The organism is Bacillus sp. FSL W8-0116 (assembly GCF_038003825.1).
GTDB classification, from domain to species: domain Bacteria; phylum Bacillota; class Bacilli; order Bacillales; family DSM-4216; genus Bacillus_O; species Bacillus_O smithii.
This window is the reverse complement of sequence record NZ_JBBOPY010000001.1, coordinates 3,316,319-3,329,094: the sequence shown is the minus strand read 5'-3', so window position 1 is coordinate 3,329,094 and position 12,776 is coordinate 3,316,319. Positions and strand designations below refer to the sequence as shown.

The 12,776-nt window shown below is 40.8% G+C and carries 13 protein-coding genes; 2 read left to right on the top strand and 11 right to left on the bottom strand.

The window, feature by feature from the left end; translation table 11 throughout:
• Positions 1 to 279: 279 nt before the first annotated feature.
• From dapA to N1I86_RS15825, 11 genes are all read right to left on the bottom strand, one after another.
• On the bottom strand, positions 280 to 1,152 hold the full coding sequence (gene dapA / locus N1I86_RS15875; RefSeq protein WP_003352428.1) for a 4-hydroxy-tetrahydrodipicolinate synthase: 873 nt from the start codon (positions 1,150 to 1,152) through the stop codon (positions 280 to 282).
• Between the two features lie 19 nt (positions 1,153 to 1,171).
• A complete protein-coding gene (gene dapG, locus N1I86_RS15870; RefSeq protein ID WP_003352429.1) occupies positions 1,172 to 2,419 on the bottom strand; it encodes an aspartate kinase in 1,248 nt (415 codons plus the stop codon).
• A gap of 32 nt (positions 2,420 to 2,451) precedes the next feature.
• Positions 2,452 to 3,498: an aspartate-semialdehyde dehydrogenase gene (gene asd / locus N1I86_RS15865; protein WP_003352430.1), complete on the bottom strand. Its 1,047-nt coding sequence runs from the start codon at positions 3,496 to 3,498 to the stop codon at positions 2,452 to 2,454.
• Positions 3,499 to 3,663: 165 nt separating this feature from the next.
• A complete protein-coding gene (locus N1I86_RS15860; RefSeq protein ID WP_003352431.1) occupies positions 3,664 to 4,263 on the bottom strand; it encodes a dipicolinate synthase subunit B in 600 nt (199 codons plus the stop codon).
• Positions 4,260 to 5,165, bottom strand: a complete 906-nt coding sequence (dpaA, locus tag N1I86_RS15855; protein ID WP_003352433.1) for a dipicolinic acid synthetase subunit A — start codon at positions 5,163 to 5,165, stop codon at positions 4,260 to 4,262. Before dpaA ends, N1I86_RS15860 begins: the two co-directional genes overlap by 4 nt.
• Positions 5,166 to 5,559: 394 nt before the next feature.
• The gene (locus N1I86_RS15850; protein ID WP_040340811.1) at positions 5,560 to 6,699 is read right to left on the bottom strand and encodes an IS110 family transposase; all 1,140 of its coding nucleotides are present in this window, start codon (positions 6,697 to 6,699) and stop codon (positions 5,560 to 5,562) included.
• 263 nt (positions 6,700 to 6,962) lie between these two features.
• Positions 6,963 to 7,202 (bottom strand): YlmC/YmxH family sporulation protein, encoded by a 240-nt coding sequence (locus N1I86_RS15845; RefSeq protein ID WP_040340808.1) that lies wholly within the window; start codon positions 7,200 to 7,202, stop codon positions 6,963 to 6,965.
• A gap of 268 nt (positions 7,203 to 7,470) precedes the next feature.
• Entirely contained in the window at positions 7,471 to 7,638 is a 168-nt protein-coding gene (locus tag N1I86_RS15840; protein WP_003352435.1) for a FeoB-associated Cys-rich membrane protein, read from the bottom strand.
• Positions 7,639 to 7,654: 16 nt separating this feature from the next.
• Entirely contained in the window at positions 7,655 to 9,652 is a 1,998-nt protein-coding gene (feoB, locus tag N1I86_RS15835) for a ferrous iron transport protein B (protein ID WP_341097151.1), read from the bottom strand.
• A complete protein-coding gene (locus N1I86_RS15830; RefSeq protein ID WP_341097148.1) occupies positions 9,649 to 9,876 on the bottom strand; it encodes a FeoA family protein in 228 nt (75 codons plus the stop codon). Before N1I86_RS15830 ends, feoB begins: the two co-directional genes overlap by 4 nt.
• Before the next feature lie 284 nt (positions 9,877 to 10,160).
• Positions 10,161 to 11,324, bottom strand: a complete 1,164-nt coding sequence (locus tag N1I86_RS15825) for an IS256 family transposase (RefSeq protein WP_341097146.1) — start codon at positions 11,322 to 11,324, stop codon at positions 10,161 to 10,163.
• Between the two features lie 251 nt (positions 11,325 to 11,575).
• Here N1I86_RS15825 and N1I86_RS15820 point away from each other — a divergent pair, with 251 nt between their 5' ends.
• Together N1I86_RS15820 and yidC are read left to right on the top strand one after the other, a co-directional pair.
• Entirely contained in the window at positions 11,576 to 11,893 is a 318-nt protein-coding gene (locus tag N1I86_RS15820) for a hypothetical protein (protein WP_003352439.1), read from the top strand.
• 12 nt (positions 11,894 to 11,905) lie between these two features.
• Positions 11,906 to 12,667 (top strand): membrane protein insertase YidC, encoded by a 762-nt coding sequence (gene yidC, locus N1I86_RS15815; protein ID WP_445662268.1) that lies wholly within the window; start codon positions 11,906 to 11,908, stop codon positions 12,665 to 12,667.
• Positions 12,668 to 12,776: the final 109 nt, after the last annotated feature.

Here is a 12,776-nt window from a genome sequence, read left to right as displayed (position 1 = left end):
CCCATTTCTTCAGGGTAACGAACGAATCTAATTTGATTTTGACCAAATGATGGTCGATTCCCCTTATTTCCATCACCGCAAGTATATTTCACGTCCTAAGCACACATGGTACGAGCAACATTTCTTCACGTTCAAACGATGTTGTTCTTATATTTCATATCCCAATTAAAGAGACAAAAAACGAAAACATTCCGATTGAAAAACACGTCCATTCCCCGAATGAAGGACTCCTGCAGTTCACGTAATCTCTCTATTCCAGAAATAAAAAAGCGGAAGTTTTTATAAACGATTAAGCAATTCTGCCAGTTTGTTTCGTTCCTCTTCCGTTAACGGCACAAGCGGAAGACGTACAGGTCCCGGATCCATTCCTTTCATTTGCAGTGCTGTTTTGACCGGAACAGGACTCGGCGCAGCAAACAGCCCTCGCATAAGAGGAAGAAGTTTTTGATGAAGTTTTGCCGCTTTGGAAAGATCACCGTCGAAAAAGGCCGTAATCATTTCCTGCATTTCATTTCCCACGATATGGGAAGCAACCGAGATAACTCCGTTTCCTCCGATCGCTAAAACAGGAAGCGTCAAAGCATCATCTCCACTGTAAAGGGCAAAATCATCGTCTGTATTGGCGATAATTTCTGCCATTGCATCTAAGTTTCCGCTCGCTTCTTTTACTGCCACTATATTAGGAATACGAGAAAGCCTAATCACCGTTTCAGGCTGCAACGTAACACCTGTTCTCCCCGGCACGTTGTAAAGGATGATCGGCAAAGAGGTTGCTTCTGCAACCGTTTTGTAATGTTGGTACAACCCTTCTTGATTCGGCTTATTATAATATGGGGTCACGAGCAGAATTGCATCTACTCCAACTTCCTCTGCTTTTTTCGTCAACTCAACAGTAGCTTGTGTATTGTAGGAGCCAGTACCGGCAATGATCGGTACGCGCCCGTTTGCTACTTTTTTTACGTGTTGAAACAGAGCGATTTTTTCTTCCGTTGTTAAAGTGGGCGATTCTCCCGTCGTGCCTGAAACAACAAGAGAATCCGTCCCATTTTCAATCAAATATTCGACCAGCTGAGTTGTTTTTCGGAAATCTATATTTCCTTTTGAATCAAAGGGCGTAACCATTGCGGTCGAAATCCGACCTAAAGAAACCATCTTTTTTCCCCCTCTTTTTTTAAATGTTGATGGTTGCTTCGTATTCATTTTGTTCATCTTCTAAATGAAAAGCACTGTGCAAAGCATTTACTGCTTTAACAAGATCTTCTTTTTTGACAAGCACCCAAATGGTGGTATGGCTATCCGCTGATTGCAATATTCGTACTCCTTCTTCAGACAGAGCGGTCACAATCTTCGCTGTAACTCCAGGAACTCCCGTCATTCCAGCTCCTACAACCGAAACTTTCGCGCATCCTTTTTCGACAATAGGCTCATAACCAAGTTCTTTCAAAATCGTTACAGCCCGGTCTGCCATGTCTTCTTGTACAGTGTATACCACACCTGTCGGCGAAATATTGATAAAATCAACGCTGATTTTTTCATTAGCCATCGCTTTAAACACTTCGGACTGCAAATCATATTGATCTTTCTTCGCTTTCACTTTGATTTGTGCTATATCAGAGACATGAGCAATTCCAGTCACTAGCCTTTCTTTTATATCGGTGCCTTTATTCTGTTTGCTCAGCGTTGTGACAAGCGTTCCTACTTCATCGGAGTATGTGGAACGAATGCGGATTGGCACTTTCGCCTGCATGGCAATTTCTACTGCACGCGGATGAATGACTTTTGCTCCTTGATAAGCCATATTGCACACTTCATTATAAGTAACAACCGATAAAGGCCGGGCATTTTCGACAATACGAGGATCAGCCGTCATAATCCCATCCACGTCCGTGAATATGTCGATCCATTCTGCGCCTAATGCAGCTCCAAGCGCAGCCGCAGACGTATCACTACCGCCACGTCCGATCGTTGTGATCTCACCATATTTGTCAGCACCTTGGAATCCGGCGACTACAACCGCATCGTGAGTTTCCAGTTCCTTTTTAACCCGATCACATTTCATTTCCAGAATCTTCGCATTGGTATAATCGCTGTTTGTCAAGAAGCCGGCCTGCGCCCCTGTAAGAGCGACAGCGGAAATATCGTGCTCAAGAAGCATATTCGTAAAGACAAGGCTAGAAATGATTTCTCCGCACGACATTAGCAAATCTTGTTCGCGTTTGCTTAGCTTAGTCCGCGCCCCTTCCACCAGGGAAAGGAGCGTATCAGTCGCATACGGCTCTCCTTTGCGCCCCATGGCGGAAACGACAACGACTACTTTATATCCTTCATTAATTGCTTTTTGAATATGTCTTTTTGCGCTTAATCGTGACTTTTCATCACGTACAGATGTCCCGCCGAATTTTTGTACCACTATTTTCAATTGACTACACCTCGGCATTCCATTCAAGTTGTTTACTTCAATAATCCCATTTCAATTAAAGTTTCAGCGATTTGGACAGAATTCCATGCTGCTCCTTTTAATAGGTTATCAGAAACGACCCACATATGGAAGCCTTTCTCTTCATCTAAATCTTTGCGGATTCGTCCTACAAACACTTCATTCTTTCCGACGGAATCAGCAGGCATCGGATAAATTTGTTCAGCTGGATCGTCCTGTAAAACCGCTCCTGGTGCAGTCTTAATCAACTCTTGTATGTCGCGGGCTGTGACTCCTTCTTTTTCAATTTCGAAATAAACGGATTCAGAGTGCCCGACAGCTACCGGCAATCTCACACAGGTTGCGGCAATTTTCAACTCAGGCAAATGCATGATTTTTTTTGTTTCATTGATCATTTTCATTTCTTCAAACGTAAAGCCATTATCCTGAAATTTATCAATTTGCGGAATGGCATTAAAGGCAATTTGATAATGTTTTGGATCTGAAGCAACGGGCAAAACGGCCGGTGTAAATTCTTCTCCATTGATAATGGCTTTCGTTTGTTCATTCAATTCGTTGATGGCTTTGGCTCCCGCTCCTGATACAGCTTGGTAAGTAGAAACGATTACTTTTTTCAGCCCGTATTTTTGGCGAATCGGTTCAAGCGCGACTACCATTTGGATAGTGGAGCAGTTTGGATTGGCAATAATTCCTTTATGTTTCTTTAAATCTTCTTTATTCACTTCAGGTACCACTAACGGAACTTCCGGATCCATCCGAAAAGCGCTTGTATTGTCTATGACAACTGCTCCTCTTTTAGCAGCTTCCGGGGCGAGCTGTTTTGAGACGCTTCCTCCTGCGCTAAACAATGCAATATCTACGCCTTCAAAACTTTCCGGCTTAGCTTCTTGAACAGTAATCTCCTCATTTTTAAACGTAAGGGTCTTTCCCGCTGATCGGGAAGAAGATAAAAGTGTCAGTCTCCGAATTGGAAATTTTCGCTTTTCCAACGTTTCAATCATTCGTTGTCCTACTGCACCTGTTGCGCCAACTACTGCTACGTGAAAACCATTGTTCGTCAATCTAATCTTCTCCTTCCAGTTTCTCCTTATTACGCGTCGTAAACGTAAGGGAAACGAACAGCTCCTTAAGACATAACATATTCCTTGAATTGTTATTATTTTATCACATTAAAAGATAATGAGAATACTAATTTAAAAAAGTTGTTGAAAATGAGGAGATTTTACTTACACGCTGTCATGGAACCTTTCAATAATCACTGGCTGAAGTTGTTTTCCTTCCAAAGCTTTTTCTACTGTCTCCTGCAACAAAGACATACGTGCTACCATAGAAGTCGGCTTTTGGACAGGATCATCTTGACCAAACGGGATAAAAAAGATATTTTTCGATGCCATTAAACGCATAATATTCACCCCGTTTAATCCAAGAGCATCATTCGTAGATATACCAAGAACAACCGGTTTTTGATTTCGCAGAGTCGCTTTAGCCGCCATCAGCACCGGTGAATCTGTCAATGCATTGGCAAATTTACTGATCGAGTTTCCCGTCATCGGTGCAATAATCATACAATCGAGCGGTTTTTTCGGTCCGAGCGGTTCCGCTTCCACAATGGTGTTAATGACTTTATTGCCTGTTACTTTCTCTATTTTCTTTACCCATTCTTCTCCTTCACCAAATCTCGTGGATGTATTTTGGACTGTATATGTTACAATCGGCACCACTTCTGCTCCTGTGTTCGTCAGTTTTTCCAATTCCGGAAACACCTCATCATACGTACAATGCGATCCTGTCAGTCCGAAACCAATTCGTTTTCCTTTTAACGTCATAAGGAAATATTCTCCTTTCGTTGAAAAACATCTTCTTTTAAAAGCTTTGCCAACACATTGGCCAAAATTTGCCCGGCTGTTTTGGGTGCGACTATTCCCGGAAGACTGAGTGCCGATATGGCTTTTATTCCTCGTTTTTCCGCATAGCGAAAATCGGTTCCACCCGGTTTTGAAGCTAAGTCGATGATAATAGTATGGGATGGCATGTTGGCAATTACGGAAGCCGTTACTACTAAATGCGGAATAGTATTGATGACAATATCTGCATCACGCACTATATTTTTTAAATCTTTAAGATGGAAAGGCGTCATTCCCATTTCAGATATTCTTGCTAAATGCTCACTTTTTCTTGCCCCCACTTTCGTATTTGCCCCCAATTGATCAAAGGCTCTTGCCACACTCATTCCGACTCTGCCAAAGCCGAGAACGACGACATTCGAACCATGAATCGTGAAATCTGTATTTTGAATAGCAATCATAATCGCTCCTTCAGCGGTTGGAATCGAGTTATAAATAGCGACATCATCACGTTCAAATAATTTGACCAATTTTCGGTTTGTTCTTTTGGTTAAATCGTTCAAGTATTGATTGCTAATACCTGAATAAACGGTGCAATGTTGGGGAGTGGCTTGGAGCATATCTTTTGTAAGGACAACCCGCTCATCAGAAAAAATGGTTTCAACCACTCCTTCATGATTGGTTCCCGCTACAGGCAATATGATGGCATCAATTTCGAAAAAAGGAATGTCCTCCATTTTCTCTTTCACAGCACCGAGATAAGCATGATTCAATTGTTCAAATCCGGCCAAAAACAATTTGGCGTCTAATTCTGTTAATTTTGTGATGATTTCCAATTCGCGGGCATCTCCGCCGATTACTGCAATTTGCATGCCTGTTAACATATTGAACCCCCTTTGATGATCATAAGCTCTATATTTACTTTTTTATTGTATGAAGATGGGTATCAATAGGTGTAATGAGGAGGAATTTTGCGGAGAATCAGGACAGCTTTTTCGTTTTCCGGTGTTTTAATAAAAGAAACTCATTTTCACCCACTAGAGAATGCGTGTCAGCATGCAGTCTAAAACGGAGGCATTTCCTTTCATAAACAAAAAAAGATCTGGTTCACCCGAAGGATTTGAACCAGACCTTTTTCTGTGAAAATAATTTCCTAGGTTTCCTCGTATATTACGGGCGGAAGCAGGCAAACCTAAACAAAGACCGAAAAAAGTCAATAAGAAAGCAGAGCTACCTGTGGGAGGTAACTTTGTATAAATCTTTTTGACTTTGGTTATACTAGTTAATTTGCTTTTCTTTAAAAGCCTCCTTGTTGATAAGCATGGAGTAAATGATCCGAAGCATTCGATGCGATGTGGCAACGAGTGCTTTTTTCTTTCCTCTTCGTGCTGCCAATGACCAATATTTTGCTGCTAACCATCTGTTTCGGCATCTTGACACTGCCCAAGCCGCCTCGCACATGGCGGATTTGATAGGTGGATTCCCTTTTACCGTCCTTGTACTATACCGTTTTCCTGCACTTTCTTTGTTCCCTGGACACACTCCCGCCCATGATGCTAAATGTTGTGATGTTGGAAACTGACTCATATCTACACCCATTTCGGCGATAATGACGGCTGCTGTGTCTTTCTTAATGCCGGGTATCGTTAGAAGTAATTGAAGTTCTTCCTGATATTTCTGTAATAAAACATCAATTCTTTGTTCAATTTCGGTGATGAGGGATTCCAAATATTCAATGTGCTGCCAGGACTGACGAATCAGAAAAAGCTGATGCTCGTTTATTGTTCCAAATAAGGAATCCGCAATCCTCTGCTTTTTCGAAGCCATTTTCCCATGAATTCTTTCTTCAACATCCTTTACATCTACATATCCTTTTTCGATGAGGCGATTGAGCAGCTTTCTTCCTGAAACCCCAAACACATCTGAAATGACCGTACTTAATTTAACATTTGAGGCTTCCAATACTTTCTGAATCCTGTTCTTCTCAGAAGTTACGTGGCCAATCCATTTCTTTCTCAGCCTTGTTAAATCACGCAGCTCCCGAATATCTACCGGAGGGACAAAACTCTTTTCAATTAATCCATGGCGCAATAATTTTGCAATCCATTCAGCGTCAGAAACATCCGTCTTCCTTCCAGGTACGTTTTTAATCCTCTGGGCGTTCGCCAGGGTTATATCGAAGAAGTCCTCTAAGATATTGAACACGGGTTTCCAGTAGACTCCCGTACTTTCCATCGCAATGTGGGTCACATCATGGTCTTCGAGCCATTTTAACAACCGGAATAAATCTTTGGTCAAAGTTGGAAAGGTTTCTGTTTCCTTAATTAGTTCATCATCCTTTGAACCAATCAGAACACAAGCCACTATGGTTTCTGAATGAACATCCAATCCTGCACATCTTTCAATAAATACTTCCATCCAATCACTCCATAAAGATAGGATCACAAACAGTGAGTGAATTTGAAAATAAGCATTTTTCTGTACGTAGTCATCCTTCCATTTGGAAAGAGCTAACAAAGGGTTGAACACCAAATTCACTCAAACAGTTTTGTGTTCAGGGTCGAACCACCAAAAAAAGCCACGTATTATGAACTGTTTGTGTCTTTTACCAATATGGACGGGAAGGAACTATTTTCATGCACGGGTTGGGAGAGAGACGATCATGAATGTTTTGTAATCTATTAAGACTGTTCAGGCACTTCTAATATAATCATATCAGAGCCGATCGTTTTGATACGTTGCCATGGCACGCGAATCTCGGCATTCTGTTTTTTAACCAGCCGTTTACCGGTTGGAATAACCAATTCATAGATTTGGCCGGTTTTTTCGTTAAATTCCAAGTCCGTTTGCCCTAAGACACCAAGTCTTTCTGCTTTTTTCAAATCGACGATTTCTTTTCCGCTTAATTCGCTAAGTCGCATATTCATCACCTTTAATCCCTTTTACTACAATGTATCAGCCGAAATAAAAATTTAGAACTTGAAACGAAAGTGGAAGAAACCTTTTTGTCGCGCTCAAAACGTTTGAAAGATTTGATCCTTTTATATTTGATAGAAGAAATGTTTATTAAAAAAGAACCCGCCATTAAGCGGATTCTGTCCATTATCATCTTTATCGCCCATATTCCGATACAATTTCAATGGCATGAAATAAAAAGTCCATACGTGTTTTTTTATTCCTGGTATAACGTCAATGAGAGATAGACTCTTTCTTGACCGTTTCACATTTCGTTGTGCATTTGTCTTTTAGAGAACAGTGAGCACAATACCCGCCTTGTTTCGTTCTTTGAATATATCGATATAAAGTGTATCCAGCATAGCCGAAAACCACTGCCCCAATGAAACTACTGATGATCATCACGCCTTCACTTCCTTTAGATGAATAGTTGTCCGCCTTGATAAATGATGAAAGATAATAGATAGGCAATAGCCAATCCATATCCGATCGAAAAGAATGTCCACTTTTTCGAACCCGTTTCGTGCCGAATGGCAGCGACCGTCGCCACACATGGGACATACAGCAAAATAAATACGATAAAACTATAAGCGGATAACGGAGTAAAGTTCCCCGTAATAACGCCTTTTAAGGACGAGGTGTTTGCCGCATGGTAAATAATATTCATCGTCGACACGACCACTTCTTTTGCCAGAAAACCTGTTAGTAAACTGCTAGCCGCCTGCCAAGTACCAAATCCCAGCGGAACAAGCAAAGGAGCGATTAAACCTCCAATTTTCGCTAAAAAGCTTTCGTCCATAGAAACCCCAACGCCTCCGGGACCCATATAAGAAAGCAGCCAAATAAACACCGAGCCTCCAAAAATAAACGTACCTGCCTTGCGTACAAAGCCTTTGCCTTTGTCCCAAGTACTGAGCCATAGCGTTTTCCATTGTGGTACTCGATACGGCGGAAGTTCAATGACAAAAATGGAAGCTTCGTTTTTTAGAACGGTGCTGGAGAACAATTTTGCCAATAAGAATGCGACCGAGATTCCAAGTACATATAATGAGAACACGATTTCCCCTTGATGGTGATCAAAAAACGCTCCCGTAAACAAGGCATAGACGGGAAGCCTTGCCGAACAGGACATGAGAGGCGTCAGTAAAATCGTAAGCAGCCGTTCTTTCGGCCGTTCGATCGTTCTCGCGGCCATCACGCCGGGGACGTTGCATCCAAATCCGATTACCATCGGAATAAAAGCTTTGCCGTTTAGTCCGACTTTTTCCATCAATCGGTCCATCACTAACGCCGCTCGAGCCATATACCCGGAATCTTCAAGGAAAGAAATAAAGAAAAATAACACAAAAATTTGCGGTATAAACACTAAAACTCCACCGACTCCTCCGACAATCCCATTAAGCACCAACGCCCGCACAAACGGCCCGGCATGGATCGAAACCAACAATTGTTCCATCCACTTTGTAAGCGGACCGTTAAAAAAACGGTCCAACATGTCCGAAAGCGGAGTACCGATCCAATTAAACGTCATCATAAACAATAAATACATAAAAGCGAGAAAGATCGGAACCCCCAAAATTTTATGAGTAAGAACGTCATCTATTCGTTTTGTCCAGTTGACGGCAGATGCTTTCTCCTCCATGACGACGCATTCGTTGACGATTTGACTGATCCAATTTTTTCTTGTATTGAATATCGAGCGGCTCACCGTGGAGTCGCCATGTTTTTTCAGCTCCTGATTGACCGCCTCAATCTGCTGTTTCAGCTCTTCTTCTGAAATCCATTCTTGAGCAAATTCCATCGCATATGGATTTTGTTCAAGTAAATGCAGAGCCAGCCACCGCGCCGAAAAAGGCAGATTCTCCGGCAACAAACGAACGATCGAATCAATGGCCCTTTCTACCATATCACCATAGAAAATAGCAATAGGCTTTGTTTGAATCGTTTGATTTAATAACACGCTGATTTCCTGACATCCCTCTCCTTTTCGAGCAATGACGGGGATAACAGGCACACCCAATCGTTTGGAAAGAAGCCGGTCATCAATTTTCAAACCTCTCCGCTCTGCAACATCGACCATATTCAGGCAAAGAATAAGCGGTTTTCCGTATTCCAGAAGTTGGACTGTCAACTGCAAATTCCGTTCCAATAACGATGCATCTACAATATTTAATAGTGTTTGCGGATGTTCATGAAGCATATATCGAATGACAACCGCTTCGTCTTTTGATAGAGGATGAAGTGAGTATACTCCCGGTAAATCGATTAAAAATCCATCTTCTGTTTTTAACTTGCCAATCTTTTTCTCAATCGTCACACCGCTCCAGTTTCCCACGTGTTCGTAGGAACCGGTCAAGCTGTTGAACAAAGAAGTTTTTCCGGTATTCGGATTTCCGATGAGTGCTGTCTGGCTCATATCTTTTTCACCTTAATTTTCCTGGCATCTTTGCGACGAATTCCAATCATTTGACCGGAGCATTCTAATAGACATGGTCCTCCAATCGGCAAAATGCGGTGTAATGTCACATATGATCCTTCGTCTAACCCTATATGCAATAAACGCTTTTTCACAAGTTGCTGTACTCCTTCTAAAGTAGTGATATAAGCGCTTTCTCCTTCTTTCAATTCAGTTAGCATCATAACCAAACCCTTCCTTTAAAATGAACGAGCACTTTTCATCCATTTGATTCTCATGAAATTACAAAATCGAATTAAGAATGATAATACTTCTCAATAACTCTGAATTCATTTTAACACGAATAAGAAGGTACCGTCAAGAATTTTGTGTAAGAGAGTATTCTCAGATACGTTTTTTTAATCTTGGAGGAGGTGTTTAGTTGTCTTATATGAGACTGAATATTCAGTCTCATATAAGACAACTTAGTCTCCCTAGACTCTGTTCTTCATGAACAAAATTTGGTCTTTCAGTATCTTTCTTCAAACATATCTTGAAGTGCCTTGTATGCCGTAGAAAACCCTTTAAGTTTTCTAGTGGACCATTTTTCATTCAAGTCCTGTACCGTTAAGAACGTGATTTTTTCTGCTGCTTCAATACTGGTTAAGCTGTTCATCGTTTTGAGTCGTTTACGTATATCTTTAATCGTTCGTTCAATAGCATTGGTCGTGTAGATGACACTACGAATACTGGTCGGATATTTCATGAATGTTAGGAGGACATCTAAATCCTGTTCCCAAGATTGGACTTCTCTAGGATACTTTTTAGACCACTTGTCTTTAAACTCATGAAAGGCTTGAATGGCTGCGTCTCTTGTCATCGAACGATAGATCAGCTTTAGGTCTTCAGCCACTTCAAATTGGTCTTTTTTCCTTACCTTGTTTAACGTATTTCTTACTTTGTGGACCACACATCGTTGAACATCGGCTTTCGGATAGACGGCTTTAAAGGCTTCTTCAAGACCTGGGAGTCCATCAAAAACACCAAGTAAGACTTCATGAGCACCGCGTGTATAAAGGTCTTGGAGAATCTCTTGCCAGCCATGCGCGCTTTCTTGACCTCCAACGTAAAAACCAAGAATTTCACGATAACCTTCTTCATTGACACCAAGAACAACGTAAATGACTTCTTTGGCATACGTATCACGACGAACTTTTATATAAAACCCATCAAGATACAACACAGAATACCGTTTGTTTAATGGACGTTGTTGCCATTTTTGAATATCCTCCAACGCGGCATCTGTCATATGACTAATCGTGGTAGGAGAGTAGGTTGAACCAAGAATTCTTTCGATAAACTTCCCAATTTCTCGAGTGCTCATCCCACTTTGATACATTTTAATAATCGCCTGTTCCAGCCAGCCGTCTTGACGTTGATAAGGCTCAAACAGTTGAGTCTGGAAATCCCCGTTGCGATCTCTTGGAACCGTAAGAGCTTCTATTTTCCCGTACTTTGTATCAAGAGTACGGTGATAATAACCATTTCTTGAGTTTTGAACGTGTTCCTGTTCCACTTGGAGGAAATTTTTGATTTCTTCTCTCATGATGAATTCAAGCTTTTCTTGAACAAAATCTTTTATCATATTTTCCAGTTGATTTGCGAAATCTGAGTTGAGTATACTATTACTCATAAGGTAGGGTATCTCCTTTCAGTTTTGTTTGGTCGCAAATCTGAGAATACCCTGCCTTTTTCTTTTTTTCTAGTAGAAAAATTTGCTTACACAAAATAATTTACATCATCAATAAGAAACATAGGGAAAATCATTTTTTTGAAATTTTCTTTAAAAGGAATAGGGATCTTTCAAGCAGCATGTTTCATAATTAATTGAATACAAATGAATTTTCATGTATAATTTTTTTAGTTTGCAAAAGGAGAGTCGCCATGATAACGATTATGAGTGATAATTTGACGGATCTTGCCTTTTACTCTCTCTATATGAGCTTGGTTCTCCATTTTGTCTTCGCGTTGACTCTTCATTGGATTGTCAAGTACTCTTCGAAGAAAACATGCTACACAATAGCTGAACGGACAACTCAAGAAACGGTATTGCTTTCCATCAAGCAAAATACCATTCTCCCTGCTGTTCGTTTTGTGTCTTGGCTGCCGAAATCTGTTTGCCGAAAAGAATCGACGCGAGATAACGAAGATCATTATATTCCTTCTCTTTCTGCCGCATCTGTTTGGAATTTTTCTTATTGAGGAGGATGTATGTTGAAAAAATACTTTTCGTTATTGACCTTTATTCTTTTTTCTTCTGTTCTTTTATCCGGGTGTTCCAGCGCCCAACAAAAGGGACATTTTTTTCATGATTACTTTGTAGAACCATTCGTAAAATTGATTCATGCCATCGGTTCCTTTTTGGGCGGAAATTATGCTTTAGCGATCATCGTGATCACATTGCTTGTGCGAATTATATTGATGCCGCTTATGTTGAACACCATGAAAAAACATCAAGAAATGAAAGAAAAAATGGATAAAATTAAACCGGAAGTGGAAAAAATTCAGAAACGCATAAAATCGGCTAAAACAAAAGAAGAGCAGATGAAGCTGCAGCAAGAAATGATGCAGCTATATCAAAAACACGAAATCAATCCTTTTTCAATGGGCTGCCTTCCGATTGTGATCCAAATGCCGATTTGGATGGCTCTCTATTATGCAATCCGAATTTCTGAGGATATTAAAAAAGCGGACTTTTTATGGTTTAAATTAGGACATCCTGATATTCCCATGGCCATTATCGCCGGAATTATGTACTATTTCCAATTCCGTGTTTCTATGATAGGTGTTCCGGAAGACCAGAAAAAACAAATGCAAATCATGGGGCTAATGTCTCCGTTGATGATTTTGTTCATTTCGTTCTCGACCCCAGCTGCACTGCCGCTTTACTGGGCTGTCAGCGGATTGTTTCTAATTGGACAAACATGGTTGTCGAAGAAATTTTACGAAAAACAAAAAGCGCGTGAAGGACAATAAAAAACGATTCATCTTGAACTTATAAACGGGCTGACTGCAAGTAAAGTCAGTCCGTTTTTCATTGCTTTCCCGATCCCAATCAGCCTTTATCCTGTGATAAAATAAAAAT

Bases quoted from the DNA above. Each gene is read 5' to 3' on its own strand.
- N1I86_RS15845 (WP_040340808.1), bottom strand. From the start codon at position 7,202: ATGCGACTTAGCGAATTAAGCGGAAAAGAAATCGTCGATTTGAAAAAA.
- N1I86_RS15830 (WP_341097148.1), bottom strand. From the start codon at position 9,876: ATGATGCTAACTGAATTGAAAGAAGGAGAAAGCGCTTATATCACTACT.
- dapA (WP_003352428.1), bottom strand. From the start codon at position 1,152: ATGGTTTCTTTAGGTCGGATTTCGACCGCAATGGTTACGCCCTTTGAT.
- feoB (WP_341097151.1), bottom strand. From the start codon at position 9,652: ATGAGCCAGACAGCACTCATCGGAAATCCGAATACCGGAAAAACTTCT.
- dpaA (WP_003352433.1), bottom strand. From the start codon at position 5,165: ATGTTAACAGGCATGCAAATTGCAGTAATCGGCGGAGATGCCCGCGAA.
- N1I86_RS15850 (WP_040340811.1), bottom strand. From the start codon at position 6,699: ATGGAAGTATTTATTGAAAGATGTGCAGGATTGGATGTTCATTCAGAA.
- N1I86_RS15860 (WP_003352431.1), bottom strand. From the start codon at position 4,263: ATGACGTTAAAAGGAAAACGAATTGGTTTCGGACTGACAGGATCGCAT.
- N1I86_RS15825 (WP_341097146.1), bottom strand. From the start codon at position 11,324: ATGAGTAATAGTATACTCAACTCAGATTTCGCAAATCAACTGGAAAAT.
- N1I86_RS15820 (WP_003352439.1), top strand. From the start codon at position 11,576: ATGATAACGATTATGAGTGATAATTTGACGGATCTTGCCTTTTACTCT.
- N1I86_RS15840 (WP_003352435.1), bottom strand. From the start codon at position 7,638: ATGATCATCAGTAGTTTCATTGGGGCAGTGGTTTTCGGCTATGCTGGA.